The sequence below is a fragment of the Paraburkholderia sp. BL9I2N2 genome, from assembly GCF_004339745.1.
Lineage (GTDB): Bacteria > Pseudomonadota > Gammaproteobacteria > Burkholderiales > Burkholderiaceae > Paraburkholderia.
Map to the genome: position 1 here is coordinate 773,858 of NZ_SMGP01000002.1, position 26,733 is coordinate 800,590.

General features: G+C 64.3%; 25 protein-coding genes. 8 read left to right on the forward strand and 17 right to left on the reverse strand.

The window, feature by feature from the left end:
• Positions 1–420 precede the first annotated feature (420 nt).
• Positions 421–1,122 carry a GntR family transcriptional regulator gene (locus B0G74_RS25410; protein WP_132377604.1) on the forward strand — a complete coding sequence of 234 codons (702 nt, stop codon included), beginning with the start codon at positions 421–423 and terminating at the stop codon, positions 1,120–1,122.
• The gene (locus B0G74_RS25415; protein ID WP_132377605.1) at positions 1,119–2,426 is read left to right on the forward strand and encodes a LysR substrate-binding domain-containing protein; all 1,308 of its coding nucleotides are present in this window, start codon (positions 1,119–1,121) and stop codon (positions 2,424–2,426) included. The genes B0G74_RS25410 and B0G74_RS25415 overlap by 4 nt, the downstream gene beginning before the upstream one ends.
• Positions 2,427–2,456: 30 nt before the next feature.
• Here the strand turns inward: B0G74_RS25415 and B0G74_RS25420 are convergent, their stop codons facing one another.
• Positions 2,457–3,332 (reverse strand): NAD(P)-dependent oxidoreductase, encoded by an 876-nt coding sequence (locus B0G74_RS25420; protein WP_132377606.1) that lies wholly within the window; start codon positions 3,330–3,332, stop codon positions 2,457–2,459.
• 487 nt (positions 3,333–3,819) lie between these two features.
• On the opposite strand from B0G74_RS25420, the gene B0G74_RS25425 reads away from it, so the two are divergent.
• Positions 3,820–4,416, forward strand: a complete 597-nt coding sequence (locus tag B0G74_RS25425) for a molybdopterin-dependent oxidoreductase (protein ID WP_132377607.1) — start codon at positions 3,820–3,822, stop codon at positions 4,414–4,416.
• Positions 4,417–4,464: 48 nt separating this feature from the next.
• Here B0G74_RS25425 and B0G74_RS25430 read toward each other — a convergent pair whose 3' ends face one another.
• On the reverse strand, positions 4,465–6,609 hold the full coding sequence (locus tag B0G74_RS25430; protein WP_132377608.1) for a tetratricopeptide repeat protein: 2,145 nt from the start codon (positions 6,607–6,609) through the stop codon (positions 4,465–4,467).
• A gap of 271 nt (positions 6,610–6,880) precedes the next feature.
• Here B0G74_RS25430 and B0G74_RS25435 point away from each other — a divergent pair, with 271 nt between their 5' ends.
• The 5 genes from B0G74_RS25435 to B0G74_RS25455 all read left to right on the forward strand — a co-directional run bounded on the left by B0G74_RS25435 (position 6,881) and on the right by B0G74_RS25455 (position 13,484).
• Positions 6,881–7,300 (forward strand): DUF2946 domain-containing protein, encoded by a 420-nt coding sequence (locus tag B0G74_RS25435; protein ID WP_132377609.1) that lies wholly within the window; start codon positions 6,881–6,883, stop codon positions 7,298–7,300.
• Between the two features lie 81 nt (positions 7,301–7,381).
• A complete protein-coding gene (locus B0G74_RS25440) occupies positions 7,382–9,760 on the forward strand; it encodes a TonB-dependent receptor (RefSeq protein ID WP_132377610.1) in 2,379 nt (792 codons plus the stop codon).
• A gap of 81 nt (positions 9,761–9,841) precedes the next feature.
• The gene (locus tag B0G74_RS25445) at positions 9,842–11,407 is read left to right on the forward strand and encodes a PepSY domain-containing protein (protein WP_132377611.1); all 1,566 of its coding nucleotides are present in this window, start codon (positions 9,842–9,844) and stop codon (positions 11,405–11,407) included.
• 119 nt (positions 11,408–11,526) lie between these two features.
• Positions 11,527–12,321: a DeoR/GlpR family DNA-binding transcription regulator gene (locus B0G74_RS25450; RefSeq protein WP_132377612.1), complete on the forward strand. Its 795-nt coding sequence runs from the start codon at positions 11,527–11,529 to the stop codon at positions 12,319–12,321.
• Positions 12,318–13,484, forward strand: coding sequence for an MFS transporter (locus tag B0G74_RS25455; RefSeq protein WP_132377613.1), 1,167 nt, complete (start codon positions 12,318–12,320; stop codon positions 13,482–13,484). The genes B0G74_RS25450 and B0G74_RS25455 overlap by 4 nt, the downstream gene beginning before the upstream one ends.
• A 7-nt stretch (positions 13,485–13,491) precedes the next feature.
• Here the strand turns inward: B0G74_RS25455 and B0G74_RS25460 are convergent, their stop codons facing one another.
• The 15 genes from B0G74_RS25460 to B0G74_RS25530 all read right to left on the reverse strand — a co-directional run bounded on the left by B0G74_RS25460 (position 13,492) and on the right by B0G74_RS25530 (position 26,454).
• A complete protein-coding gene (locus B0G74_RS25460) occupies positions 13,492–14,133 on the reverse strand; it encodes an isoprenylcysteine carboxylmethyltransferase family protein (RefSeq protein WP_243658364.1) in 642 nt (213 codons plus the stop codon).
• A gap of 79 nt (positions 14,134–14,212) precedes the next feature.
• Positions 14,213–15,556 carry a vWA domain-containing protein gene (locus B0G74_RS25465; protein WP_132377615.1) on the reverse strand — a complete coding sequence of 448 codons (1,344 nt, stop codon included), beginning with the start codon at positions 15,554–15,556 and terminating at the stop codon, positions 14,213–14,215.
• 50 nt (positions 15,557–15,606) lie between these two features.
• The gene (locus B0G74_RS25470; RefSeq protein ID WP_132377616.1) at positions 15,607–16,236 is read right to left on the reverse strand and encodes a TadE/TadG family type IV pilus assembly protein; all 630 of its coding nucleotides are present in this window, start codon (positions 16,234–16,236) and stop codon (positions 15,607–15,609) included.
• A gap of 1 nt (position 16,237) precedes the next feature.
• Positions 16,238–16,768 carry a TadE/TadG family type IV pilus assembly protein gene (locus B0G74_RS25475; protein WP_132377617.1) on the reverse strand — a complete coding sequence of 177 codons (531 nt, stop codon included), beginning with the start codon at positions 16,766–16,768 and terminating at the stop codon, positions 16,238–16,240.
• Entirely contained in the window at positions 16,765–17,631 is an 867-nt protein-coding gene (locus B0G74_RS25480) for a sterol desaturase family protein (RefSeq protein ID WP_132377618.1), read from the reverse strand. Before B0G74_RS25480 ends, B0G74_RS25475 begins: the two co-directional genes overlap by 4 nt.
• Positions 17,632–17,657: 26 nt before the next feature.
• A complete protein-coding gene (locus tag B0G74_RS25485; RefSeq protein WP_132377619.1) occupies positions 17,658–18,614 on the reverse strand; it encodes a type II secretion system F family protein in 957 nt (318 codons plus the stop codon).
• A gap of 44 nt (positions 18,615–18,658) precedes the next feature.
• The gene (locus tag B0G74_RS25490) at positions 18,659–19,636 is read right to left on the reverse strand and encodes a type II secretion system F family protein (RefSeq protein ID WP_132377620.1); all 978 of its coding nucleotides are present in this window, start codon (positions 19,634–19,636) and stop codon (positions 18,659–18,661) included.
• A 27-nt stretch (positions 19,637–19,663) separates the two neighbouring features.
• On the reverse strand, positions 19,664–21,046 hold the full coding sequence (locus tag B0G74_RS25495) for a CpaF family protein (RefSeq protein ID WP_132377621.1): 1,383 nt from the start codon (positions 21,044–21,046) through the stop codon (positions 19,664–19,666).
• A 54-nt stretch (positions 21,047–21,100) separates the two neighbouring features.
• A complete protein-coding gene (locus tag B0G74_RS25500; protein ID WP_132377622.1) occupies positions 21,101–22,303 on the reverse strand; it encodes an AAA family ATPase in 1,203 nt (400 codons plus the stop codon).
• A 46-nt stretch (positions 22,304–22,349) separates the two neighbouring features.
• Entirely contained in the window at positions 22,350–22,643 is a 294-nt protein-coding gene (locus B0G74_RS25505) for a hypothetical protein (protein ID WP_132377623.1), read from the reverse strand.
• A gap of 23 nt (positions 22,644–22,666) precedes the next feature.
• Positions 22,667–24,460: a type II and III secretion system protein family protein gene (locus tag B0G74_RS25510; protein WP_132377624.1), complete on the reverse strand. Its 1,794-nt coding sequence runs from the start codon at positions 24,458–24,460 to the stop codon at positions 22,667–22,669.
• A gap of 86 nt (positions 24,461–24,546) precedes the next feature.
• The gene (cpaB, locus tag B0G74_RS25515; protein WP_132377625.1) at positions 24,547–25,380 is read right to left on the reverse strand and encodes a Flp pilus assembly protein CpaB; all 834 of its coding nucleotides are present in this window, start codon (positions 25,378–25,380) and stop codon (positions 24,547–24,549) included.
• A gap of 35 nt (positions 25,381–25,415) precedes the next feature.
• A complete protein-coding gene (locus B0G74_RS25520) occupies positions 25,416–25,952 on the reverse strand; it encodes a prepilin peptidase (RefSeq protein WP_132377626.1) in 537 nt (178 codons plus the stop codon).
• A gap of 134 nt (positions 25,953–26,086) precedes the next feature.
• On the reverse strand, positions 26,087–26,263 hold the full coding sequence (locus B0G74_RS25525) for a Flp family type IVb pilin (RefSeq protein ID WP_132377627.1): 177 nt from the start codon (positions 26,261–26,263) through the stop codon (positions 26,087–26,089).
• Positions 26,260–26,454, reverse strand: a complete 195-nt coding sequence (locus B0G74_RS25530) for a hypothetical protein (RefSeq protein ID WP_132377628.1) — start codon at positions 26,452–26,454, stop codon at positions 26,260–26,262. The genes B0G74_RS25525 and B0G74_RS25530 overlap by 4 nt, the downstream gene beginning before the upstream one ends.
• Positions 26,455–26,733: the final 279 nt, after the last annotated feature.

Here is a 26,733-nt window from a genome sequence, read left to right on the forward strand (position 1 = left end):
TGCCACCCATGATCCTTGCCATATCGTCGTCTTCCGTCGCTTGCTGCTGCGCGAGAGCCGCTTGCCGATCGGATACGCGGTCGTTTCCGGCGAGGTGGCCTTCGCAACCCTCTTGGGATACGAAGATAAGAATCGCGCAGGCTCTCAGAAAGTGCGGGTAAACCTCATGCGAGACGGGAAATACAGTTCAAAGCGGCTTGGGTTACCGCTTTATGGCATTCGCAGCACTGCTGCAACCCGCTCGGCGTATGGCTTTGTCGGTATCCCGAGCAGGCACATCGGGCTTTAGCGGGCACTCTCGCTCGACCGTTCTCGATAAACAAAACAGATGACCCTGAAACGAAGACGCAAGCCTCTCGAGAAGCGTGGTGTACCGCTGCGCGCATGGCTATACTGACGGCGTCCAACGAGTCGATATCCATGAACGAGACCACCCAACAGGCGATTGTCCAGACCTTACGCGAGAAGATTCTGGCGGGCGAACTGTCGCCCGGCCAGCGGCTCGTGGAAGCGCAGCTCGCGCAATGGCTCGGCGTTTCGCGCACGCCGCTGCGCTATGCGCTGAGCGTGTTGTCCTCGGAGGGTCTGCTGGACCGTTCCGGCGGGCGCGGTTATGTCGTGCGCCGCTTCAGCGTCAGAGACGTGCTCAACGGCATCGACGTGCGCGGCGTGCTCGAAGGACTGGCCGCGCGTTCAGTCGCGGAGAGCGGCGTGGGCCCGGCGCTGGCTGCATCGCTCGACGAGTGCCTGCGCGAAGGCGACGAGATCTTCAGCAAGGGCCATCTGAACCAGGGCGACGACGTGCGCTACGCCGCCATGAACGGGCGCTTTCATGCGCTCATCATCGAGGCTGCGCAAAACACGGCCGTGAGCGCGGCGTTGAGCCTGAACGACAAGATCCCGTTCGTCTCGCCCGCCACGGTCGCCTTCGACGAATCCGCCAGGGAGCGCCAGTTCTTGATGCTCATGTACGCGCATCGCCAGCATCATGCGATTACGGATGCACTGAACAAGGGCGAAGGCGCGCGTGTGGAAGCGTTGATGAAGGAACACACGCACATCTCGAAGGAAAGCCTGAATCTGTCGCTGCCCACGCTGCATCTGATCGCGGGCGCGGCATGACGAGCACCGCTACTTCCTCCGTCAGCAACGCGGCGCCGGCGAGGACGGCGTCATCCGCAAGCGGCAAGGAATTGCTCAACCTCGCGCAGTTGCGCGCGTTTCGACTCGTCGCCGACATGGGCAGCGCGACGCGCGCCGCCGCCGCGCTGTTTCGCGCGCAGTCGGCCGTCACGCGTTCCGTGCAGGAACTGGAGTCCGCACTCGGCGAGCCGCTGTTCGATCGCGGCCCTTCCGGCATGCTGCCGACCGCTGTGGGACGTGCCGTGTTGCAGCGCTGCGAACGGATTTTCGCGGAACTGGAAGAGCTCGCGCAATGGTGCGGCGCGCGGCAGGCGCGTCGCCGGCCCGCGGCGGAAGGCGCACTGCCGGCGTATCTGCTCAACACGCGGCGATTGCAACTGTTCGTGGCGCTCGCGCGGCACCGGCATATGCCGAGTGCCGCGAAGACCTTCGGCATCAGTCAGCCCGCCGTGAGCACCGCGATTCGCGTGCTGGAAAGCGGCTCGGGCCTGAGTCTGTTTCATCGAAGCCCGCGCGGCATTCTGCTCACCACCGAAGGCGAAACGTTCCTGCTGCACGTACGTCGCGCATTGAACGAACTACGGCACGTACCCGACGACATCGCCGCATTGCACGGCAAGATTCAGGGCTCGGTGACGGTCGGCGCGCTACCGCTCGGCCGCACGCTGCTCCTGCCCAAAGCGATCGCGCGCATGACCTCGCAAAATCCGGGCGTGCGGGTCGTCACCGACGAAAGCAACTACGAGGCGCTCGTCGCGGGGCTGCGTGCCGGCGACATCGATTTCATTCTCGGCGCGCTGCGCGACAACGACGCCAGCAGCGGCCTAAAGAACGAGCGCTTGATGTCGGAAGACATGGTGGTGCTGGTGCGCCGCGATCATCCGCTCGCGCAGGCGCGCAACCTGACCATCATGGACTTGCGCGACGCGCAGTGGATCGTGCCGCGCAGCCATGCGCCGGCGCGCGCGCTGTTCGAAGCGCAATTCAGGCGCATGAAAGTGAAGCCGCCCATGCCCACGGTCGAAACCGCGGACCTCGCGGTGATTCGCGGCCTGCTGTTCGGCACGGACATGGCGGCCGCGCTATCGGCGCAGCAGTTGCATCACGAGGTGCAGTCCGGGCAGCTGGTGGTGCTCGACGTGCAGTTGCACAACACCCGCCGTGAGATCGGCCTGACGGTGCGCGCAACGGGCACGCCCTCGCCTGCCGCGCGCGCGTTGATCGACGCGATTCGCCTCTCGGTGGTCGATGTGACGCGTACGATCAACATCGCCGCGAACTAGTCGCGGTGGACGCGTGTGGCCGGAGAAACGCTATTCCGGCAGTCCGTCGAAGAAGGCACGCCAGTCGAATGGCGTGGCTAACGAGCCGTAGTCGATGCCGCCTTCCTGCATTGCATCCGCGATGTTGTCCTGCAAACGCGCACACGCGTCGCTCATGAACGGCACGATGCCGGCCTCTTCCAGCGTCTGCGAGACTTCGCGCATTTCCGCCGCGCGTCGCCGCCCATGCTCCGCGACGCGGCTGATCAGGTAGCCAGGCACGTCCGCGTCGTCGCGCATCTTCGTGAACGTTTCGGCCAGCGAGGCCAGTACGATCGACTCGGCGTCGTAGTGCCGTGCGGCGCGCAGACACTCCACCGTCAATGCTTCGATGCCTTTGATCATGACGCTGCGGCACATCTTCGCGGCCGACGCCACGCCGATCTTCTCCGACACGGCACGCGCGTTGAGGCCCAGCGGCGTGAGCAGAGCCGCGACCCGCGCGGCCTCGGCGCCGCCCAGCAGCATCGGCACCGCGAGACCATAAGGCGGCACGGGCGCCATGACGGCGGACTCCACGTACCGCGCACCGGCGTCTTCGATGCAAGCCTGCGCGTGCTGCTTGGTGTGCGGCGAAACCGAGTTGATGTCGAGGTAGATTTGATCCGGCGCGATGCAGCTTGCGACCGCTTGCGCCACTTCGAAGTCGGCTTGCGCGGTCACCGCGGAGACGATGATCTGCGCATGCTCGATGGCACTTGCCAGCGTATCGCCGACCCGAACGCGCGCGGCCTGCGCCTTCTCACGCAGCGCGTCGCGCCGCAGGTCGAACATCGATACCTGTACGCCTTTCGCAGCCAGCGCCGAACCGAGTATTCCGCCGGCCTCACCGAAGCCGACGAATGCAATGCGAGAAAGATCGTTCATGGGCGCGCTTCCTGCGCCGATACATCGCGCGAACTCGTTGCAACGCACCCGACCTTCGCGCGATATGCATTGTGTTTGCGCGCAGCGATTGGGCTTCCTGCCCGCCGCAAGAAACCGGTGCGTTGCGTGCTCATCACCAGCATTGCCTTGTCCGCCATTTCCACCTCGCCAATGTTCGCCATGTGAAAATGATCATTGTAGGATCCGATAGCGCGAAGGGAAGCACCTAAAAGTGCGCACATTGCCATCCAATCTGTTTATCGGCGCCGAAAAGCCGCGTCGCGAGCCCGATTTCCTCATCAACCTGCGAAGAACCGTGCGAGTTTCAACGTCGTAACAGCGGCGCTCCCGCTTGCGACATGAGCATATGAAATCAACGCGATATATAAAGCGTGGCCGTGACACAGTCGGCGCCAATTGCCCGACAATAGGGGCCGCGACGATCTGGCCGAGGCCGTCGCCCATCACATCGCCCAGAGACCACGCAATGAATAAACGCCACTTCCTGACCAGCGCCGCGCTACTGAGCGCGGCGGCTGCGCCTGCATTCGGGAGCCAGCGCGTCCGGAAAGAAGCCTGTGCGGCATCGCCCGTCGTTCTGACGATCACCGGCGCGATCAAGCGGCACAATCGCGGCGCGGTCGATCCCGCATTCGACCAGTTGCTCGCCAAGCATCAGGTGAAGTTCTCCGAAGCGTATGGCGTCGATTTCGCTACGCTCGCCGGCATGCCGGCCATGACGATCAAGCCCACCACCGAATACGATTCCCGTCGGCACACCTTGAGCGGCCCGCTGCTCATCCAGGTGCTCGAACACGTCGGCGCACCCAGCGCGGGCAGCACGCAAATCGTCATGCATGCGGTGGACGGCTACGCGGTCGCGACGACGCTCGACAAAGTGCGCGCCTACAAATTCATCGTGGCGACACAAATGGACGGCAAGCCACTGCCGCTCGGCGGCGTCGGTCCGCTGTGGGCCACCTACGACGCGGATAACATCCCCGAGTTGTCGAGCAAGCCGCTCAAAGACCGCTTCGAGCTGTCACCTTGGGGCCTGTATCACCTGCAGGTGACTGAGGCTTAAGGGTTAAGGGCACGTCGACGCAATCGCCCCGCAAGCGCACCACGCGAGTCAACTGAGCGTGCGCCCCGCCGCGCCAAACCGTTCGACGCACGCCTGCCGCACCCGCTCGACCGGCATCGACCAATCCTCATCCGGCGCGCGGCGGAACAGGCGCAGCGTGTGCGGATACCACGGCGAATCGCTGCGATCGTGCAGCCAGCGCCAATCGATATCTATTTCCGGCAGCATCACCCAGCACGGCTTACCGAGCGATGCGGTCAGATGCGCGATGGACGTGTCCACGCAAATCACCAGATCGAGTTGCGCGATGATCGCGGCGCTGTCCGCGAAATCCGTCACGCGCGAGCCGAGGTCGAACAGCGGTTGATCGGCTGGCGGATGGCGCGCCTCGTCCTCGCCGCGCCCTTTTTGCAGACTCACGAAGCTCAGTCCGGGCACGCTCCAGAGCGGCGCCAACATGGCGAGCGAAGGTATCGACCGGTTCGCGTCGTTATGATGATTCGCGTTGCCCTTCCACACGAGGCCAATCTTGCGACCCGGCGGCAGCGCGTCCAACACCGGACGCCACCGCTCGACCAACTCCGGCTCGGTCGCTAGACGCACGGCGCGCGGAATCGTGTCCATGCTAGTGCGCAGATGCAGCGGCGCGCTCAGCAGGCTCGCCCAGCAGTCGTAGTCAGACGACTGGGCGCGCGCGGTGTCGTGATCGAGCACGGCGTCGACACCGTCGACGCATGCCATCAGCCGGTGCAGCGACGGTGCGCACGCAAAAGCGATATGCGAGGCGCCCTGCGCTTTCAGCAAGGCGAAATAGCGGCTGAACTGGATCATGTCGCCGAGGCCGTCTTCCTGCCACACCAGCAGGGACTTGTCGGCGAGCGTGCCGCCTTGCCACTGCGGGCAACCCAACATCGACGTGGTCTTGTGATGGACGAAACCGGGCTGCTCGTAGCGGCACTCGTACAGACGCCAGCCCTCTTCGAAGCGTCCCATGCCGAGCAGCAGTACAGCCAGGCCGAATTTCGCGTCGCCGTAATCGGCACGTAAAGCGAGCGCCCGGCGATACGCGGTTTCTGCCTCGGGCAGTTGCATGAGTTGCGCCCGCGCCGCGCCGAGGTTGTAATGCGCCTCCGCCATCTCGGGACACACGCTCAATGCCCGCTCGAAAGCGTCGACGGCCGCCGGTAGACGGTCGAGCCGGCGGAGCACGCACCCCAGGTTGTTGTGCGCATGCACGAGATCGGGCCGCAGGCGAATCGCTTCACGGTAAGCCGATTCGGCCTCGAACAAATGCTCGAGTTTGCACAACGCCACGCCGAGGTTGTAGTGCGCTTCGGCGTAGTCAGGGCGTCGCGCGATGGCTTCGCGATAAGCCGCTTCGGCTTCGGGTAAACGTTCGAGATCGGCGAGCACGGTGCCGAGATTCAGGAGAGCTTCCGCGTAATCTGGACGAATGGCGAGGGCAAGGCGAAAAGCCAGTTTGGCTTCGGTGAGACGGAACATCGCCTTCAGCACGCCACCGAGATTGTTGAGCGCCTCCGGATACTGCGGCCGGATGGTCAGCGCCTCGCGGTAGGCGGCGTCCGCTTCGACGAGACGGCCGAGTTCCATCAGCACGTTGCCCAGATTGTTATGGGCTTCGGCATGAGCCGGCAGTCCCGGCAGCGCCTGGCGGAACGCCGCTTCCGCTTCTGGCAGGCGGCGCAGTTCGTGCAGCACGATGCCGCGGTTATAGTGGGCTTCGGCGTAGTCGGGGCGAATCGCCAGCGCCTCGCGATACGACGCCTCCGCCTCCTCCTTGTAGCCGAGCCCGTAGAGCACGGCGCCGAGATGATTGCGGGCGTCGGCGTGGCCGGGCCGCAGCACGACCAGTTGCCGGTAGATTGCCTTGGCCGCCGACAGACGGCCGAGCGACTTGAGCAGCATGCCGAGACTGCCGTACACCTCGGCATAGGCGGGTTTGATTTGCAGGCAGCGGCGCCAATGGCTTTCCGCATCAGCGGGCCGCTGCAAAGCAAACGAGCAGGCCCCGGCGATATTCAACGCGTCGGCGAGGGCGTCATCCGGCATCGCATCGCCGTCGACGAGCGGCGTCACCATCGACAAAGCCTCGGTGAATTGTCCGGCCGAGAACAACGAGACGGCCTGCTGGTTGATATCGTCGATCGAGGATGCGAGCTGCGTGTGGTTCATGAGTCGTGGTAACTGGGGTCGGCGATGATCCGGCCGGGTCGATCGCATGTGCCGCGCCTAACCGGCGCTTCAGCAGCCGGATCTGGCGTGCCGAAGCCTCGGTGCGGCCGGGAAAGCGGAACATGTACCACGCAGCTTACGTGAATCGACGCCCCTGTAACGCGGCGAAATGAGCGGATTTCGGCCTTCTAATCTCACGCTATAACCGGCATTACGCGAGAAAAGACGGCGCGGCAATGTTAGAATCGCCCGCGTCCTTATGCCCACCATCATGATTCCACGCTCTCGCAACCGCATGACCGCATGGCTTGGCCTGTTCGCCATGTGGCTCGTCGTGTTCGCGCCGGTCGTGAGTCAGATGCTGGTGTCGAACAGCGCGCACGAGCCCTTCGCCGCGCTCTGTTCGGCGCTGCAGCCGCGCGATTTCAGCGTGGCAGGCGTGGTAAGCACGGCGAGCGTGACGACCCAGACCGCCCCCGCACCGGTCCATCTGAGCCATGACGACGCATTCGGCGCGTGCGGCTACTGTCATCTGCTCCAGCACCACGTCGCCATGCCGACGGTCGCCGCGGCCGAGCCGCCCGCCGCCCTCGCGCTTGCCGGCACCGCGCCGCCCACGCTATCCACCCGCTTCACGCCGCTCGGCGCCTTTCCGTCCGGCCGTCCTAGAGCTCCGCCCGTCGTTTCCTGATCGCCATCGGTCCTGATCGCGCATTCGTCGCACCCGTCGAGGGGGCGCGCGATCGCCTGTTCATGCATCAAGGAAACGTTCATGCTCAACTTCGCCCTGCGAAGGCTGCCCTTTTGCGCCCGCCGTGGCGCACGCGGCTTCTCGCGTCAACCGCTATCCCGGCCGTTTTTGTCCGGCTATCTGCCAGCCATCGTTCCGGCGTTCGTGCCGGCTTTCGTCGCCTCGCACGCTCATGCGCAGAGCGCGAGCGCCGAGGCCGCGCTGCCCGCCATCAGCGTCAGCGCGAATGCGAGCGCCGCACCCCGCGCCGTCGATCCCAACCTGCCGGCTTCAGTCGAGACCGTCACCCGCGAGCAGTTCGACAACTGGACCGTCGTCAACACCGAAGACGTCCTGAAGTACATGCCGAACCTCGCCGTGCGCAAGCGCTTTATCGGCGATCTGAATTCGATCATCGCCGTGCGCGGCACCAGCAACACGCAAAGCGCGCGAGGTCTCGTCTACGCGGATGGTCTGTTGCTCAGCAATCTGCTCGGCAACAGCTATTCGTTTCCGCCGCGCTGGTCGATGGTGTTTCCCGACGAGATCCAACAAGTGGATGTGATCTATGGGCCATTTTCCGCGCTCTATCCGGGCAATTCGCTCGGCGCGACCGTGCTCATCAGCACACGCATGCCGAAACAGTTCGAAGCGACCGCCGACGTCAAGGGCTTCACCCAGCACTTCAGCCTGTTCGGCGTGAATCAGAATTTCAACGGCAGCGAAGCCAGCGCGACGCTCGGTGACCGCATCGGCAAATTTTCGTTTCTGCTCGGCGTGAATCATCTGGAAAACACCAGCCAGCCGCTGCAATTCGCCACGCTCGCCAAGTCCAGCACACCCGCCAAAGCCGGCGACACGCCGGTCACCGGCGCCTACTTCTACAACAACCAGACCAACACCCCGACGGCGGTACTCGGCGTGAACGGCGAAGGCATCGAACACACGGTGCAGGACCAGTTCAAGCTGAAGATGCAGTACGACTTCACGCCGACATTGCAGGCCGGCTTCACGCTCGGATACTGGCATCAGACTTACAACAGCCAGACCTCGAGCTTTCTGCGCGAGGCGAACGGCAATCCGGTCTACGGCGGCAAGGTGGCGATCGACGGTTACGAATACACCATTCCCGCCGCCGCATTCGCGCCGAGCCTGGGCCATAGCGAGAACTGGCTCTATGGCCTGTCGCTGAAAACGCGCAATGCCACCGGCTGGAATGGCGAAGCGATCGCTTCATACTACGACGTCGGCAATAGCGTGGCGCGCACCGCGAATTCCGGCGCGCCGGGCAACGGTCCAGGCACGGTGATTTTCGGCGACGGCGCCGGCTGGAAAACGCTCGATCTGCGCAGCACCTATACGCCCGCGACGCAACAGGCGGGGCTCACGAATCATGCGCTCAGCTTCGGCTATCACTACGACAACTACTTCCTCGACAACGAGAGTTACAACACGCTGAACTGGCGCGACGGCGCGGCGACGTCGTTCGCCAATGCGTTTGCCGGCAAGACGCAGACCCAGGCGCTCTACGCGCAGGACGCATGGCGCTTTCTACCGCGCTGGAAGCTCGTCTACGGCGTGCGCTACGAAGACTGGCAGGCGTATGGCGGCTCGCAGTCGCTGGGCGGCACGACCCTGCCGTACAGCGACGCGAGCCAGCAGCACTTCTCGCCGAAAGCCTCCTTGTCGTTCGACGTCACCGAGGATCTGATCGTGCGCGCGTCCATCGGCCGCGCCTATCGCTTTCCGACGGTCAGCGAGTTGTTTCAAGGGCAGATCAACGGCTCCACGATCGTCAACAACAATCCGAACCTGAAGCCCGAAGACGATCTCTCGAAGGAACTGACCGCCGAATGGGCGCACTGGAACGGCGTGTTCCGCTTCTCGCTGTTTCAGGACGACGTGAAGAACACGATCTTCAGCCAGACCGATACGACCGTGATTCCCAACGTGACGAACTTCCAGAACATCGGCAAGGTCCGCTCGCGCGGCGTGGAAACGAGCTACTCGGGAGAGGACGTGCTGGTGCGCGGCCTGGACCTGCTGGCGAGCGTGGCCTACACGCAGTCGAAGATCATCGCCAACGCGCAGAACCCGGCCACGGTCGGCAAATACTTCTACCGGATTCCGCTGTGGCGCGCGGATCTCGCCGCGACGTATCACTTCGACGAACGCGCGGCCCTCACGCTTGCCGCGCGCTATTCGGGCCGTCAGTACAACACGCTCACCAACACCGACACGAATCCGGATGTGTTCGGCGGCACGAGTTCGTACACGGTGGCCGACGCGAAATTCACCTACAAGCCGACCAGGCTAAGTGAAGTCGGCATCGGCGTCGACAACCTGTTCGATGCCCGCTACTTCGTCTACCACCCATATCCCGGCCGCACGTTCTACGTGGAAGCGAAGCTGCGCATGTGAGCGCGCTGAACGCGCCGCAGTCGAGTGCGCAGCCACGCTGCTCGAACCGATCGATTCATTTTTTGCTTCAGGAGGATTTTCATGTCCACCACCGCTCCCACCGACGCTCGGAGAATCACACCAGCGACCACCGCGGTCCATCCGGGCTACCGGACGCTCTGGCGCTGGCATTTTTATGCGGGCCTCTTCGTGATGCCGTTTCTGGTCGTGCTGGCGATCACCGGCACGCTGTATTGCTTCCAGCCGCAAATCGAGCCGCTGCTTTATCCGCAGCGCCTGATCGTCGCACCGCAAGCCGTACCGAGGCTGCCCGAAGACGCGCTGCTGGCGAGAGCGCGTGCGGCCATGCCGCCGGATGCTGTCGCAGTGACCGCGGTCGTCGCGAGCGCGCCGGAGCGCAGTGCCGAATTCATCTTCCGTCTCGCGGACGGCGATAAGCAGAGCGTCTATGTGAATCCCTACACCGGCGCGGTGCTGGGCACGCTGAGCGTCGAGCGGCGCTTCATGCAGGTGGACCGGATGCTTCATCGCAAGCTGCTGCTCGGCAAACCCGGCGAGTTGCTGATGGAACTCGCCGCGTGCTGGACGCTCGTGATGATCGGCACCGGCGTCGCGTTGTGGTGGCCGCGCGAGAAAACCACCGCACGTGCGGCACTGTTGCCGCGCTTCACGCTGAAGGGGCGCGCGCTGTGGAAGAACGTCCACGCCGTGTTGGGCATCTGGCTCGCGCTCGGTGCGCTCGCGTTCGTATTGACGGGACTGCCGTGGACGGGTTCATGGGGCAAGCAGTTCAAGGCGCTCGCGACCGCCGCGAATCTCGGCGCGCCGCCGGGTTCGTGGGGCGGTTTGCCGTTGCAATCCGCCATGCCTGGAAAGAGCGGCAAGCAGCCCTCCGCGGCGGACACGCGCGCAGCGGATACGGCGCAAGATGAGCACGCCGAACACAATGGCCACGGCACCCCAGCGGCCAACACGGACTCGATGCCCGGCATGGTCATGGACGACCTGCCTCTGCCGCTCACGCCTTGGGCCGTCGGCAACACACGCGTGCCAAACTCCGACGCCAACACCAACTTCGGCTCCGATGAGGCAACCGCGATACACCCGCTGCCGCTCGGCCGCGTCGTCGCACTGGCGGCCTCGCTCGGCGTGACGGACGGCTACAACATCGTGCTGCCTGCTTCCTCGACCGGCGTCTACACCGTCTCGTACTTCCCGGACGATCCCAAAGACGAACGCACGCTGTACATCGAGCAATACAGCGGCGCAATCCTGAAGGACATCCGCTATGCCGATTACGGCGCGGTGTCGAAGGCCGTGTCGTACGGCACGTCGCTGCATATGGGCCGCTATTTCGGCGTCGCCAACCAGATTCTCTGCGCCGCGATTTCGTTAGGGCTGGCGGCGATGGCCGTCACCGGCTGTGTGATGTGGTGGAAGCGGCGGCCGCAACGCACGCTCGGCGCACCGTCGCGCGAACGTGCCGCGCCGCCGATGCGCGGCTGGAAAACCGGCCTCGTGCTGCTCGGCATCGTGTTCCCGTTGATGGGCGCCACGCTGCTCGCGGTGTGGCTCGCCGACCGCGCGATTTTCGGCCGTGGTTCGCGCCGCGCCGGTGTCGTCCAGACGGAGGCTGCGCAACAGTGAGCCGGCCCGTGTTTCCGCGGAAACGGACTTTGGCTTGCACAAACACGTTGCAGGCTTTGAACGTTTACGCTACATTTTGCTCGATTATGATCGTTTCATAAACCGAGCAAGGTGAAGACATGCAACGAACGCGACAGGAAGCCATCGACGGGCTGCTGCCCGAGCAGCGCGAACAGCTGATTCTGGAGCGGCTGCGGGCGCACGGGCGCGTGCTGGCGTCGGCACTCGCGGCGGAACTCCAGACTTCGGAGCACACGGTGCGACGCCATCTGCGTGATCTCGCCGATCAGGGCCATTGCAAGCGCGTCTATGGCGGCGCCCTGCTGATCTCGCCGGCCGACAAACCCGCGTCGGTGCGCATGGGCGAAGCTGTGGATCGCAAGGCCTGCCTCGCCGCCGCCGCGGTGTCGATCGTCCGCTCGAAGCAGATCATCCTGCTGGATGCGGGTTCGACGAACGTCGCGATTGCCGACGCGCTGCCCGACAACGCGGACCTGACCGTCGTGACGAATTCACCCGAGGCCGCCGCTCGTCTGCTGAACCGGCCGGGATTCGAGGTGATTCTCGTCGGCGGACGGATCGCGCGCGGCGCGGCGGGCTCGCTCGGCGCAACTGCCTTGCTGCAGATCCAGCAGATCCGCGCCGATCTCTGTTTCCTCGGCGCCTGCGCGCTCGATGCGGACGAAGGTGTCGCCGCCTTCGACGCCGAAGATGCCGAACTCAAACGGGCGATGCTCAAGGCAAGCGGCCAGATCGCCATCGCCATGACTTCGGAAAAGCTGATGACGGCGGCGCCGTTCTCGGTGGCGCCCGCTTCCGCCGTAGACTACCTGTTCGTCGAAGCCGACGTGAGCGCCGCGCGCCTCGCCAGCCTCGAAGCGGTCTGCGACAACGTGATGGTGGCCCGCTCATGACATCGTCCGCTGCTGCCCCTATCAAGCCCGTCAAGGAACGCATCGCGACCTTGGGCGTGTTTCTCGCCAACGGCTTCGGCATCGGCGCGTGGGCCGTCGAAGTCCCGCGCATCAAGGAAAGCCTGGCGCTGGGCGATGCCTCGCTCGGGATCGCGCTGTTCGCCTTCGCGCTCGGCGCCATTGTCGCGATGCCGCTGGCGGGACAACTGGCGCCGCGCTTCGGCAGTGGCCGCGCCACCGCGCTGCTCGGCGCGGCATTCGTCATCGCGCTGCCGCTACCCGCCCTGGCACCGGGCATGGCGGCGCTGTGCGTCGTGCTGTTTCTGCTCGGCGCGGCGAACGGCGCGCTCGACGTCTCCATGAACGGTCACGCCAGCACGATCGAAACGCAGTGGCACGCGCCGATCATGTCGTCGTTTCATGCGGCCTGGAGCGCGGGCGGCCTGCTCGGCGCCGCCACGGGCGCAATGCTGCAGAAAGGCGGTGCCGGCGTGATCGGCGGCCTGTTGATACCGGACCTGTTCATCGCTGTCCTGGTCGTCGCCGCCGCGGTGCTCGCGTTGCGTGATCTGGGTCCGAGAGCTGCTGCCGCGTCGAGCGGCCTGGCGTGGCCTTCGTCAGCCGTGATGAAGCTCGCGATGCTCGCGTTCCTTTGCATGCTGGTGGAAGGCGCGGTCGCCGACTGGAGCGCCGTGTATCTGCGCTCGGCATTGAACCGCGAGGCCAGCGTCGCCGCGATCGGCTACTCCGCGTTCGCCTTCTCGATGGCGGCGTGCCGCATCGTCGGCGATGTGTCCGTGCGCCGTTTCGGCTCGAGCAAGGTCGTTGCGCTGGGCGGTCTGATCGCGGTGGCCGGGCTTTCGCTCGTGCTGAGCTGGCCGACAGTCTTCACCGCTTGCGTGGGCTTCGCGATGGTTGGTGTCGGCCTCGCGAATATCGTTCCGGTGATTTTCAGCGCGGCGGGCCGCTCGACGCTCACGCCGGCGACCGGCGTGTCGATGGCCGCCACCTTCGGTTATGCGGGCTTCCTGGTCGGGCCGCCGTTGATCGGCCTCGGCGCGGGCCTGCTCGGCCTGCGCCTCGCCTTGTGCGTGCTCGTCATGGCGACGTTGGTCGTCTGCCTGGTCGGCGGCAAGGCGGTGCGCAGCGCACGGCTTGCTTAGAACACGCCTAGAACAGGCCCGGAATCACGCGGTAACGCACGCGGGCCTTGTAGGTACGATAGCCTTCGTCCGCCGAGAGAAGCTGCTCCTCGCGCACGATGCGCCCGACCTGCAACGCGAACTGACAACCGTACACCAGCAGGTTTTGCAGACCGAAGTTCACCAGCAGAAAACCGATGTCGGTGATGAAGTAACCGAGGTACATCGGATGCCGAACGAAGCGATAGGCGCCACGCGATACGACGCCGCGATTGGCCGGCAAGATGCCGAACGAGCGGCGCAGCGAGGCCTTGGCGAACAGCTGCCAGCAAATCCCCAAAAGTTGCAGCGCTGCGCCGATGGTCTCCGGCACGAGCTGCGCGCCGGGCGCGAGACGCACGGCGAGAAAGTAGTACGTACCGCCCATCGAGCAAATGAAGGCGAACGGCCGCCAGTCGCGTTTCATCGGCACCCGCGTGAAGAGCGACAAGCCCACCGTGAAGCAAGCGGCGACCACCAGCAATAACAGCGTGATCCGCGACGGCGCCGCGCGCCATTGCGTGATCGCAGCGTAGGCAAACAGACTCAGCATGAGCGCGGCGCCCGCGCGCGCAACCACCTCCACCAGCGCGTGGCGCAGGCCGGCCGCGCTGCCCGAATCGGCGGACATGGTGCTCGATGCCGAAGCGCCTTGCGCGCTGACGGCGAGTGGCAGGTCTTGCAAAGGTGTCGTCGGGGTCATGGCGCGCTCACTTGGAAATACGAAGGATTTGCGAAGCCAGTTGCGAAAAGCACGGCTTCAGATCGGCTGGCGTCGCGGCGTAGCAGTACACGCCGACGGGCTGTTTTGAGTTGTAGCAACGCGAGGGCGAATCGGCGGTGTTCGCCATGCACTTGAGCACGTCCTGGCCGATTTCGTTGTCCGGACCGGCGGGCTGCACCAGTTCGGGTCCGTAACCGAGCGTGAACACGTAGGTGCCTTCGGCGCGCGCCGCCGCGGCCATCGCTTCGAGCAGATTGCGCGACGCGCGGTTGACGTTCACATACGTGATGTCGCCGTTCGGCACGGCGCGCGGCGCGGTCACGGGCCAGATCGGGAAGACCTGTTCGTTCTTGTCGTGCGCGTTGTACCAGTTCGGCATGGCCGTCACGAGCTTGGTCACGTTGCTCTGGTAGCACGGCGAACCGAGCTGCTGGCTGAGCGAATTCATGTTGTACAGCCCGGACATCGTGCCCGCGCTGTCCGGGCTCGCGATCGTGCCGGCGGTATTGTTGCAACCGCTCTGATTGGTCGTGAAGAAAGAGGAGAAACTGTTCGGCGCGCCGTCCGAGAAGAACACGATCACCCGCAAGCTGGACGGCTGCGTGATCACCGTATTCAACTGGTTGCGCGCGTTCCAGATCGCTTCGGCCGAATTGGTGCTGCCATTGAACGAGTATTTTTTGATGTCGGCGGTCATCGTCGCGCGATCGAAACCGCGCGTATTGCCTTTGAACGGCACGTCGACCACGGTGCCGTAAGCGAAGTGCATCAGCGCCACACGGTCGTTGGTCACATCGAAATTATTGAGGAAGGCCACCGCATTCGAGCGCACCGCGGCCGGCACGCCGGAAGTGTTCAGCGAGCCCGTGGTATCGATCACGAACGCCATATCCAACGTCTTGCGAATCGCCTGCGAGGACGAACTCACGTTCAGCACCTTGAATCCAAGTACCTTCGTGAAGCTGACCGGCACGCTCGCCTGCGCGGTCATGCCGATCGTCACCGTGCCGCCGGTGTTGAACACGATCGAGGGTGTGCCCGCCGTCACGCTGGAGCCGAGAAAACCCGCCGGATAGTTCGCCGCGAAAAAGGCCGTCGCCGCCTGCTGTGCGTTATTGGTCTGCTCCGTCTGGTTGCTGCCGCGCGTGACCGCCTCGCCGGCCGCGATCACCGCGCCGTCGGTGGCGGCATCCAGACGTGCCTTGATCATGTAGCCGAAACCGGAATCCACCGCGAGACCGAGGATGCCTAGCAACGCGATCAGCGACACCGCCACGATGATGCTGACCGATCCCCTCTGCCGTCTTCTGAACGCCGCTGTTGTTTTCATTACTACCCCCGGTCCTGCGTTTTTTTTATTTGGCTCGGCTGTTCGCCGGGTCAGAACACCGTCATTGCGTAGAGATTCGGCGAGAGCGCAGGTGTCGTGAAGCCGCCGCCGAGATCCAGCGAACCGATCAGTGGCGTCTGCAGATAGAACGCCTCGACCACGTAAGCGATCTGGCCGTCGGAGAGCTTGCCTTGCAGCAGGTTTACCACCGGCGACGTCTTCCCCGCGGCTGGAATGCCACTGCAACTGCCGGTGCCGTCCGTCGCCCAGCGCGTGCCGGCGTTGCCGCAATTCCATAACTGGCTCGCCGGATAGTAATTGCCGCCGTTCCAGCGATACTGCGCGACCACCACGCCCGTGCAATTGTTGCCGCTGCTGTCGCAGTTGTTGTTACCCATGATCTCGGTGATGTAGATCATGCCGTTGGCGTTCATGTTCAGCGGCGGCGTGGTCGATGTGAGCGAGGACATGATGGTCTGCATCGGAAACGTGAGCGACGCGCGCGAAGACAGGCTCGCGCCTTCGCGGCTCACGTTGATCAGAATCATCTGTGCCTGGACGTTGCGCGCAATGTCATACACCGGCAGCGCGAGCGCCACCAGCATCGGCAGCAACAACGCCATTTCCACGCTGACGATGCCTTTGGACGCGCGGCGGCTTCGCAAGGAACGTGTACGCATGTCAGAAGCCCTCGTTGCGCATCGTCGCCGCGACGCTGAAGCTGAAATTGCCGTTGGCGAAGAACGGCTTGACCAGCGGCGTGAGAAGCGGCCAGATGCAGTTGATCTGCAACACCACGATATCGCCGGGATTACCGAACATGCCGGTGCTGTAACTCGTCTGCGTGTTGTAGGTCTGGCTCGCGCCATTGATGGTGATCACGTAACTCGGCGAGACGAGTGAATAGAGACCCATCGAGCTGTCCTTGATCTCCTGCACGACGGCCAGGTAACGCTGCTGGTTGGTCGCGTTCGGGTCGAGGTTGGTTTGCCCCGTTACCGAATAACGCGCGCCTTCCCTCACCGCGTATTGCATGGTCAGATTGACCCACAGCGCGACGCCGAGATCCATGGCGATGCACAGCAGCAGAAACAGCAGCGGCGCGACCAACGCGAACTCGATCGTGGCGGCGCCGCGCTGCTTGCGCGCAGGTCCGCGCTTGCCCGCGCGCGCCACTGCGCTAAAGGTGGACTTCTGGCGAGCGGCTTTCATTTCGTCTCCTTGTCCAGCAGCGGCACCGGCTTGCCGCCGAGCCCCGTGCCGCGCTCGGCGTGCAGGCGCAGCGGCCAGCAGAATGCTTCCAGCAGCGAACGCGGTTGCGCGCCGTCGTCGAGACCGGTAGCCGGCCACTCCTCTCGGGCCGGCACCCACTGCGTGTCGAACAGGTGATCCCACAGCGGCAGCAGTTGCGTGAAGTTATGGTCGAAATGCTCAGTGCGGTTCGAATGATGCAGGCGGTGATATTGCGGATTGTTAACCCACGTGATGTAGCGGCCGAGGTCCACGCGCAGATTCAGATGCGCGAAATAATTGCCGAACATGAATACGATCGAAGTCAAACCGACAATCCACGGTTCGACCTTGAACAGCACGCCGACGAGCGGATAGAGCAGACAGCCCTTGATGAGCGATTCGATCCAGTGGTGCCGCCACGTGACCGTGACATTGAACTCGACCGCGCTATGGTGCAGCGAATGCAGCTTCCACAGCATGGGCCACGTGTGCTGCAGGCGGTGAAACGCGTATTCGAGCACGTCGATGGTCAACAGCACGATCACGAACGAGGCCAACGCGCCGAACCCGTGCGAATTCAGGACCACCATGCCGCCGCCGAGCGCATTCACGATCGCAATGCTCGCCGCCGCAGTCAACGGCCTCATCGCTTCCACCATCGCCAGATACACGCCCGCGTAGGCCACGTTGAAACGCTGCCCGGCGCGCGATTGCAGCATCACGGCAGGCCAGCGCCGTTCCAGCGCCGCGCCCGCGGCCATCACCACCAGCCCGAGCGCGTACGCGCGCAGCCAGATGCTTGCGTGATTCATCAGATCAGGAAACGGGCTGGATGCAAACATGTGATTCCCCAGTGAATGCCTGGCGTTCAACCACCCGAGATGCCGTTGATGGCCGGGAACAGCTGACGCATGACCTGGATCGCTGACGGACCGACCAGCACAGCCAGCAGCGTTGGGAAAATAAAAAACATCAGCGGAAACAGGAGTTTCAAAGCGATCTTCGCAGCCTGCTCTTCCGCGCGCAAGCGCCGTTTGGTGCGCAAGTTGTCGGTATAAACACGGAGCGAGTCGCCCACGCTGGTGCCAAAGCGGTCAGCCTGAATCAGCATCGCGGCGAGCGTGTCGATATCTTCCACGCCGGTGCGCAACGACAGGTTGCGCAAGGCCTTGTCGCGCCCCGAGCCGGCGCGCAGTTCCAGCAGCACCATGTCGAGCTCGTCTTTGAGCGCGTGGCTCCTCACGCCGATTTCCTGAGTGACGCGCATCATCGCCGCGTCGAGGCCGAGACCCGCTTCCACGCACACGGTCATCAGATCGAGCGCGTCGGGCAAATCTTCGAACAGCTTGCGCTGCCGGCTTTCGACGAGCCGCGTCATCACGAGGTTCGGCAGGTAGAAGCCGAGCGCCGACGCGGCCAGCACCGTCAGCAGCAGATAGATGCGCTGACCAGCTTCGAAGGCGTTGCCGAAACAGATCAGCGCGATGGCCGGCAGCGCGAGCGCCAGCACGGTCTTGGCGGCGAAATAGATCGCCGGCGCAGACGGTGTGCGGATGCCCGCATTCGCGAAGCGCAGACGCAGCGCCGATTTGTCCCAGTCCTCTTTCGGCAGCGACAGTTTGGCGACCCGCTCGGACATCTTCGTGACCGTCTCGACCCAGTTCTTCTGTGCGCCGGCGTCCCTTTCGCTGGCGACGTCGGGCTGCCCGAGTTCCTCGATGCGCCGTTGCACAGGATCGGGGCGCAGCAGTGACATCGCCTTCAGCGCCGCGCCGAACACGATCAGGAACATCACCCCCAGCAGCACGATCTGTTCTATTTTCATGATCTGCGGGCAGGGCCCGCGCTCCTCGTGTCGAAAGCAGTGGTCTAGATATGGATGCGCACGACTTTGCGCATCCACAGGATGCCGAACAGCATCATCGTTATCGCCACGCCGGCGAGTTGCACGCCGGCCGGGTCCGTCCAGAACACACTGATGTAGCCCGGATTGAGCACCGTCAGCAGCCCAAGAATGGCGAACGGCAACACGCCGAGCACCCAGGCCGACAGGCGTCCTTCCGCCGACAACACCCGCACCTTGCCGAGCAGCTTGAGCCGCTCGCGAATGATGCCGGCGATGGAACCCAGAATCTCCGCCAGATTGCCGCCCGCCTCACGCTGGATCAGCACGGCGATCACGAAGTAGCGCAGGTCCTCGACCGGCACGCGGCTCACCATGTTCAGGAGCGCGTCGTTCATCGAAACGCCGTAGTTGATCTCGTCGAACACCAGCGCGAATTCGCCGCCGAGCGGTTCGGGCAACTCCTCGCCGACCATGCCGAGCGCGGCGGGAAAGGAATGCCCGGCACGCAGTGCGCGAGCGATCAGATCGGCCGCATCGGGCAACTGCCGCTCGAGTTGCAGCACGCGTTTGGTGCGGTTGCGGCGCAGAATCGTGACCGGCAGCAGGCAGGCCACGACGGCGAGCACGCTCATGACCGGCACTGGCACGTGCAACACGAAACCGGCAAAAGCGCCCGCGAGTCCGCACAGCAACGTGTAAGTGATGAAGCGCGCCACCGACCACTTCAGCCCGGACTGCTGCAACTGCCGGTCGAGCGCATGCACACGCGGCATGCGCAGTAGCAGGTTCGTGACGAACGGCGACTCGCTCAGCATGCGCTGCTTGAGAATCGAGAGCTGTTGGCTGCTCACGTTGCCACCCGCGGAGAGCGCGCGAATGCGCTCGTCCATGCGTTTGACGTCCTTGCCGTGATGGCTGCTCCAGAACAGATAGACGGCCTCGATGGCGAGCACGACCGCGAGAAACGCGAGCACCGCAAAACCGATAAACGACGTGTTCATGTCCCTCTCCTCACACCCGTTGCGCGTTCATACTTCGAAACGCCGTGCCGGATCGAACATCTGGTCCGGCAGCACGATGCCGAAGCCCGCCAGCCGCTCGCAGAATTTCGGCCGCACGCCGCTCGCGCAAAAATAGCCTTTGATCATGCCGTTTTCGTCGACGCCGGTGCGCTTGAACGTGAAGATCTCCTGCATGTTGATGATGTCGCCTTCCATGCCGGTGATTTCCTGAATGCTCATCAGCTTGCGGCGCCCGTCGGTCAGACGCGAGGCCTGTACCACCACCGTGATCGCCGAAGCGATCTGCTGACGGATCGCCTTGATCGGCATCGGCAGACCCGCCATGCCGACCATGTTCTCTAGACGCGTGAGCGCGTCGCGCGGCGTGTTCGCGTGCAGCGTCGCCATCGAACCTTCGTGGCCGGTGTTCATGGCGTGCAGCATGTCGAGCGCTTCGGCGCCGCGCACTTCGCCGAGCACGATACGGTCGGGGCGCATTCGCAGCGCGTTGCGCACCAGCGAGCGCTGCGAGATTTCGCCCTTGCCTTCGATATTCGGCGGCCGCGTTTCGAGCCGCAGCACGTGCTGCTGGCGCATCTGCAATTCGGCCGCGTCTTCGATCGTCACGACCCGCTCGTCTTCCGGAATGAAGCCGGAGAGCAGGTTGAGCAGCGTGGTTTTGCCGCTGCCCGTGCCGCCGGAAATCAGCACGTTCAGCTTCGATTTGATCAGCGCTTCGAGCAGTTGCGCCATCGCGGGCGTGAAGCTCTGGTTGTTCACCATGTCGGTGACCGTGAGCGGATTCACCGCGAAGCGGCGAATCGACACCAGCGGGCCGTCGATCGCGGACGGCGGAATGATCGCGTTGACACGCGAGCCGTCAGGCAGGCGCGCGTCGACCATCGGCGTGGATTCGTCGATCCGGCGGCCCACGCGCGAAACGATGCGCTCGATGATCTTCATCAGATGCGCGTCGTCGTAGAAGGTCACGTCCGTATGTTCGAGGCGGCCGCGCCGTTCCACATACACGTGCTGCGACGTGTTGACCAGAATGTCGGAGATGGTCGGGTCGTTGAGCAGCGGTTCGAGCGGGCCGAGGCCGACCATTTCGTCGTGCACGTCCTGGGCAAGACGGCGGCGCTCGAGTTCGTTCATCGGGATCTTGTCTTCGTCGACGATCCGCTCCACCAGTTGCGCCAGTTCGCGCTTGATCTGCTCGGGCGACAGGCGTTGCAGCTTGTCGAGCTCCACCCGGTCGATAATCGCCTGATGAATGTTCATCTTGAGCTGCTGATACGCGCGCCGCGCCGCGAGGCTGTCGGCGGCCGCGCCGGCTGCCGCCGTCGCGGGACTGGCGCTGTCGAACGACAACGTGCCGCTCTGGATCATCAACTGTTCGCGCAATGACATGGTGCTCTCCGCATTCTTTTCGATGGCAACCGGGCTTGAACGGATTCAGGCGGCTCAGTGTCCGGGCTTCAACTGCGGCGGCGAATTGGGCCGGCTGGCGAACAGACGCCCGAGCACGCTCTTGCGCTCCGCAACCGGCAACGGCCACAGCAACGCGGCCAGTTGCGAGATGCCCTGGGCGAGCGCGCCGCCCTTCGCGCCGGTGACGAGCGGCACGCCGTGATTCAACGCCTCGGTGGCCTGCTTCTCATCGCGCGGCAAGTGATGCGCGACTTTCGCGCCGAACGTTTCTTCGAGCGTCGCAAGGTTGATGCGCGCATTCTTGTCGTACTGGTTGACGATCACTTTCAACTTGCTCGCCGGATAGCCGAGCTCCTTGAAAATGTCGAGCATGCGGCGGCCCGCATGCAGGTACAGAATGTTCTGCCGCACCACCATGCAGATCGAGTCGCTATGATCGAGCGCGTGGATTGCGAGCGGATTGATGTTCTGGCCGACGTCGATCAGCACCGCGTCGTATTGCTCGCGCACCAGCGTAAGAATCCGTTCGAGATGCGCGGCGCGCAATTCGCCCGATTTGACCGGATCGCCCGCGCCGGCCAGCACGTCGAGATTCGCGTGCACGTGCATCACGCAAGATTCAAAGAAAGCGGCGTCGAGCCGGTCGATCTGCGAGCACAGGTCCGCGAGCGTGGCAGGCGGCGCTTTGTCGGCGACCAGCAAGCTCGCGTCGGCGAATTGCTGGTTCAGGTCGATCAACAGCACGCGCTTGTCGCGCAAGGCGGCCAGCGCGTAAGCGAGATTCACGGCGATCAGGGTGGTGCCGCTGCCGCCCTTGCAGGACGTGAACGACACCACGCGGCCGTCGCGACGCACGCCGGCGTGTTTCTTCGCCGAGACGTGGGCGAGCGCGTCGGCGATCTCGCGGTCGTCGAGCGGCCAGGACAGCACGTGCCGCACGCCGACGCGCATCGCCGCCATCAGCAGCGTGGTCGACGGCGCCGGGGTCACCAGCATGCAATGCAGATGCGGGAGGTGGGACAGCACCTCCTCGACGCCGCTCAGATCACGCGGCGTCAGGTCGGCGTCGTCGACGATCAGCAGATCGGCGCTCTTGATCGCCGCGGCGTGCACGCGCAACTGCTTCGCTGTACCGTGCAGCGTACGCAGACGAAACGCGATGCCGCTTGCCTCGAGACGCGCCGCGATCTGCGGCGCGCGCTCGGCGCTGGACGAAATCAGAAGGGTGTCGATCATGGTCAGTCTCCGCTGGCGCTAAACCGAGCCGCCTGGTTGTGTCGCTTCAATACCCGTTCGATGAGCCGACGCCGATCGTAAAGGCATTGGTCGGCGGGGGCGGCGCGGTAAACGATTTGGCGTAGCTCTTCTGCGCCGCGGCGGCCGCCGTGCCGTCGATACCCGCAACCGGATCGTTATTGGCCGAGGCATTGGGATTGAGCGTCTGCATTTCCTTGATCTGGTTGACCGAGTCGCCGAACGTCGCGTCCCAGTGCGGCGTCGAGCTCAGGCAGCCGGCGAGCGCGGCGCTCAAGCCGGCGCACAGCGCCGTGCGGATCAGTGTCTTGGTGTTTGTCATGTCGATCTCCGGTAGGCCGCGCGTTACTGCGAGGCGTGTGAGTCGCTGGTTTCCGGCGCGGCCGGGATCACAGCCACCGACGCAGCCGCGCTCGGTGCGGGTGCGGGAACCGGCACGGGTGCCGGCGCCGGTGCCGGTGCCGAAGCCCCCGCAGCTGGCGCGGCGCGCTTCTCGCCTTCCATGTGGCCGGTCAGGTACACGTTCGCTTCGCTGGCGTCGCCGAAGTGGTCGGTCGGCAGCGGATAGTGCTCCGGCAGCGGTTTGGCGAGACGCGGCGTCACGACGAACACCAGTTCGGTCTTGTCCTGCTCGTAGCTGGTGCTGCGGAACAGCGCGCCGAGCACGGGCAATTCCGCGGCGCCGGGCAAGCCCTTGATCGTGCCGGTCACGTTGCTCTTCAGCAGGCCGCCGATCGCGAAGCTCTGGCCGTCGAACACCTGCAGCGTGGTGGAGGCGCGCCGCGTCGTGATCAGCGGCAGGATTGAGGTCGTGTTCGAGTTGCCGGCGCTGACCACCACGCCGGTGGACGAAAGTTCGGACACTTCCGGCGCCACCTTCAGGTTGATGCGGCCGCCTTCGAGCACGGTCGGCGTGAAGGTCAGGCCGACACCGTACTGTTCTTCCTGCAGCACGATGGTCGTGCCGCCCGCGCCGTTGCTTTGCGGCACCGGAATATAGACTTTGCCGCCCGCGAGGAAACTCGCTTCCTGGCCGCTGATCGCGATCAGGTTCGGCTCGGCGAGGATCTTCACGAGCTGATCGGTTTTCTGCGCGTCGATGGCCATCCTGAGCGGCGAGTTGTTCGCTTTCGATGCGGTCAGCGCGCTGAGTCCGCCCGACAGGTAATTGGCCAGCAAGCCGAAGCTCCAGCTGCCGATGCCGCCGTTGATGTTGGCCGCCATACCGAGCTGGTCGATCAGCGTCTTCGAGACTTCGGCGACCTTCACTTCGAGCATGACCTGCTGCGGCGCAGCCACATGCATCATGTTGATGATGCGTTCGCCGCCCGCGCTGCCGAGCGACGGCGCCGGCATGCCCATCGCGCGCGGCGCGGCGCCGACCGGCAAGGGGCCGTTGCCCATCGGTGCGGCGCCTTGCAAGGCGGTGGTGGGACGGGACACGAAGGCGCGCGCCAGTTCGAGCACGCGTTCGGCCTTGACCGCATCGGTGACCGTGCCGGTCAGCACCAGCGTATCGGCGGCGGCCTTCACCTGAATGCCGGTTTCCTCGGGCATCAGCGCGGCGAGAGTTTGTTGCAGCCCGCCCGGGTCCGCGCCGACGCTCACGTCGATGATCGTGCAGGAGCCGCTGCGGCCTTGCACGATCATGTTGGTGGTGCCGACGTCGGAGCCGAGCAGATAAAGTGTTTGCGGGGAAACGAGCATGGCCTGCACGACCGACGGATTGCCGACGGTGCGGCTCTTCACCGGTTCGCGCACATCGACCATCGCGGATTTGCCGACCGGGATCGTCACCGAGCTATGTTCGGCGACCGGGCCGCTGCAATTCGGTCCGCGGCTGCCTTGCTGCGCGCCGCCTGACGAAGGGCCCGCGCCCATGCCGCTCGCGGCGATGGTCAGACGCACCGAACCATTCGACGCCAACGTGAGCGGCACGTCCGGCAGGCCCGGCACGCCCGCGGCGGCGTTCTGGCCGGCCGCTTGCGCCACCGGCAGCATCGTCAGGTACATGCCCAGCAGCAAACAGGTGCAGGCTTCGGCGATCCGCGTGCGCCCGCGCGGCGAGCGCGGATTCGCTTCGCGCTCGCCGCGCGGGTGCTGCGGCGCGCTAGCGCGCTGAGTCGTTATGGCGTTCATGTCCTACCCCCGTTATATGCCGCTTTTTTTGCGTGCCGGTCTGGATGTCAGTCACGCATCGGTCGCGGCTTGCAGGCTCGAGCCTGTCAAAAGCATTCTTGTCTTGCGTCGGCGCCGTCGAGCACTCGCACGCAGTTGGCCGGCGCATGCGCCGCCACCTTGCGCACGATGCGCACCGGCTTCGGCTCGGGTGCGGGCACCACGGCGACCGGCGTTTGCAGCAGGCTGGCCTTGGTGGCGCCGGCGGTGTCGATCGCTTTCGGATCGATCTGGTTGCGCAACACCAGCGACAGCGTGCCGATGCTGCGTGCAAGGTCGATCTTCTCGGCCTGTTCCGGCGACACTTCGAGCGTCACCGCGTCGACCACCTTCGGCTTGGTTTCGTCGCGACCCACTTCCTGCGCGACGGCCAGCACGAGAATCTTTTCGAGCACGATCTTCGAAATGTTCTGATCTCGCGTTGCGCCAGGATCGCGGCCATCCTTCTGCGTGTTGACGATGATGTCGACGTAATTGCCCGGCAGCGCGAAGCCCGCCACGCCGATCACGTCGTTTACGCGCACCGTGATGGCGCGCTTGCCTTCACCGATCACCGCCGAGAGGCCACCGAGCGTGCCGACCGGCGTGAGCTTCGCCTCGAGAATCGGTTCGCCGTGCAGCAGGCTTTCCTTCAGCACGCGGCCGTCGAGTTTCTGGATGTCGGTGAAGGAACCGGGCGGCACGCTATTGGACGGCCAGTCGGTGAGCTTGAGGAAGTCCGGGCCGATCCGCTGACCGAGATTGATATCGGATGCCGCCACCACGACCTTGGTCGTGGCATTCGACGACTGCGAGACCATCCAGCGCGAGGCGAACACCACCGCGGTGAGGCCTGCCAGCGTCGCGATCAGCAGCATCGTTACAGCGCGCGCGTTTTTCATTTTCAACCCCCGATTTTGTCCTGCCCCGGCACCCGTCACACGCTGGCGAACAGCACGCATGCGCTGCCTATTGCTATCGCGACGCCGTAGGGCATGGTCCCCGTCGCACTGCTTTCAGCCACACTGCCCGACCTTCGCAGCGCGCCGTTTCCCGGCGTCGCGCAGCTGATCACCAATGCCGCCACCCCGCTTAGTCCGGCGCGCATCTGGCGACGCCGAAGCCATATTGCGAGCGACCCGATCCCACCGATCACGCAGGTCGCCAAACCTATTTCGAGTGCGCCGTAAGCGCCGCAGAAAGCGCCGATCGCCGCCATCAGCTTCACGTCGCCCGCGCCCAGCAGCCGCATCGCGTAGCCCGGCAGGAAAATCGCGCCGCCGGCCAGCAGGCCGCCCAACCACATCGCCATTCCGTCGACACCGCCGTGCGTGAACCACTGCACCGGTATCGCCACGATCAATCCTGTCGCCACCAACCAGTTAGGAATCCGGCGCGTTTGCATGTCCCACAGTGCAGCGACGAGTACCAGTGTCATCACGCACGGTCCAACCGGAAAGGGAACCCCGTTCATTGCCTGCTCCGTTTCAAGGATCGAATTGCCCTTCTGGAGTCGTTTCTTTGAGCGCTGGGCCGTCGCTACCCTGTCTCGAAGGACCGTCGAGGCAGGGCGGGCGATCGGCTTTGCACCCGCTGCTACGCAGTGCGTCAGGCCGCGGCGGTGGCCAACTTGGTCGAGATGGTCGTGAACACGGCTTTCAGGTTCGTGCCCATCGTCGTCACCGTCGCGATGATCGCCACTGCGATCAGGCCGGCCAGCAGGCCGTATTCGATTGCTGCCACACCGTCTTCTTCGCGCAGAAATTTCTGGATCATGTTCTTCATGCTAACCCCCGTAGAGTGAAAGTTGACTTCGGTTTTGTGCCGTCTTCAGCCGCCTGAAAAACAGGCGTATCGGAGCGGCGTTCAAGCCCGTCACGAGGACGGAAAAAAGGGGCGAGGCCAACGCTTTGCTTCGTCACGATCACAAGTGGCCGATACCCCGTATCGATCACCGTGTCGTTGTTTATCGACATCTGTTTTCGTTGACCCCGCCGCACCCCGTAAAACGCGTGGACTTCCCCGAACGCGGTTCACGAAGACTGTTGTTGCTGCCGGAATCTTTTTGCTGCGTCCCGGTTGCAACGTGTTTTTTCGTTTTGTGACTCTCTATTTGCAACGGGTATGCCAGCAGGCCTCAAAGCCTTGCTGGGCAAGGATTGGCGATTCGGCGGGGAGTGCTGGATCAAGTTCGCAACACGCGATGACTCGAATTTGAGACACCGGAAAGGGCCGGGGCGGAGTCCGCCTACCAT

Bases quoted from the DNA above. Each gene is read 5' to 3' on its own strand.
- B0G74_RS25505 (WP_132377623.1), bottom strand. From the start codon at position 22,643: ATGACAAACACCAAGACACTGATCCGCACGGCGCTGTGCGCCGGCTTG.
- B0G74_RS25495 (WP_132377621.1), bottom strand. From the start codon at position 21,046: ATGTCATTGCGCGAACAGTTGATGATCCAGAGCGGCACGTTGTCGTTC.
- B0G74_RS25425 (WP_132377607.1), top strand. From the start codon at position 3,820: ATGAATAAACGCCACTTCCTGACCAGCGCCGCGCTACTGAGCGCGGCG.
- B0G74_RS25430 (WP_132377608.1), bottom strand. From the start codon at position 6,609: ATGAACCACACGCAGCTCGCATCCTCGATCGACGATATCAACCAGCAG.
- B0G74_RS25420 (WP_132377606.1), bottom strand. From the start codon at position 3,332: ATGAACGATCTTTCTCGCATTGCATTCGTCGGCTTCGGTGAGGCCGGC.
- B0G74_RS25510 (WP_132377624.1), bottom strand. From the start codon at position 24,460: ATGAACGCCATAACGACTCAGCGCGCTAGCGCGCCGCAGCACCCGCGC.
- B0G74_RS25480 (WP_132377618.1), bottom strand. From the start codon at position 17,631: ATGTTTGCATCCAGCCCGTTTCCTGATCTGATGAATCACGCAAGCATC.
- B0G74_RS25435 (WP_132377609.1), top strand. From the start codon at position 6,881: ATGATTCCACGCTCTCGCAACCGCATGACCGCATGGCTTGGCCTGTTC.
- B0G74_RS25460 (WP_243658364.1), bottom strand. From the start codon at position 14,133: ATGTCCGCCGATTCGGGCAGCGCGGCCGGCCTGCGCCACGCGCTGGTG.
- B0G74_RS25415 (WP_132377605.1), top strand. From the start codon at position 1,119: ATGACGAGCACCGCTACTTCCTCCGTCAGCAACGCGGCGCCGGCGAGG.
- B0G74_RS25520 (WP_132377626.1), bottom strand. From the start codon at position 25,952: ATGAACGGGGTTCCCTTTCCGGTTGGACCGTGCGTGATGACACTGGTA.
- B0G74_RS25470 (WP_132377616.1), bottom strand. From the start codon at position 16,236: ATGCGTACACGTTCCTTGCGAAGCCGCCGCGCGTCCAAAGGCATCGTC.
- cpaB (WP_132377625.1), bottom strand. From the start codon at position 25,380: ATGAAAAACGCGCGCGCTGTAACGATGCTGCTGATCGCGACGCTGGCA.
- B0G74_RS25530 (WP_132377628.1), bottom strand. From the start codon at position 26,454: ATGTCGATAAACAACGACACGGTGATCGATACGGGGTATCGGCCACTT.
- B0G74_RS25465 (WP_132377615.1), bottom strand. From the start codon at position 15,556: ATGAAAACAACAGCGGCGTTCAGAAGACGGCAGAGGGGATCGGTCAGC.
- B0G74_RS25410 (WP_132377604.1), top strand. From the start codon at position 421: ATGAACGAGACCACCCAACAGGCGATTGTCCAGACCTTACGCGAGAAG.
- B0G74_RS25485 (WP_132377619.1), bottom strand. From the start codon at position 18,614: ATGAAAATAGAACAGATCGTGCTGCTGGGGGTGATGTTCCTGATCGTG.
- B0G74_RS25440 (WP_132377610.1), top strand. From the start codon at position 7,382: ATGCTCAACTTCGCCCTGCGAAGGCTGCCCTTTTGCGCCCGCCGTGGC.
- B0G74_RS25525 (WP_132377627.1), bottom strand. From the start codon at position 26,263: ATGAAGAACATGATCCAGAAATTTCTGCGCGAAGAAGACGGTGTGGCA.
- B0G74_RS25490 (WP_132377620.1), bottom strand. From the start codon at position 19,636: ATGAACACGTCGTTTATCGGTTTTGCGGTGCTCGCGTTTCTCGCGGTC.
- B0G74_RS25450 (WP_132377612.1), top strand. From the start codon at position 11,527: ATGCAACGAACGCGACAGGAAGCCATCGACGGGCTGCTGCCCGAGCAG.
- B0G74_RS25445 (WP_132377611.1), top strand. From the start codon at position 9,842: ATGTCCACCACCGCTCCCACCGACGCTCGGAGAATCACACCAGCGACC.
- B0G74_RS25475 (WP_132377617.1), bottom strand. From the start codon at position 16,768: ATGAAAGCCGCTCGCCAGAAGTCCACCTTTAGCGCAGTGGCGCGCGCG.
- B0G74_RS25455 (WP_132377613.1), top strand. From the start codon at position 12,318: ATGACATCGTCCGCTGCTGCCCCTATCAAGCCCGTCAAGGAACGCATC.
- B0G74_RS25500 (WP_132377622.1), bottom strand. From the start codon at position 22,303: ATGATCGACACCCTTCTGATTTCGTCCAGCGCCGAGCGCGCGCCGCAG.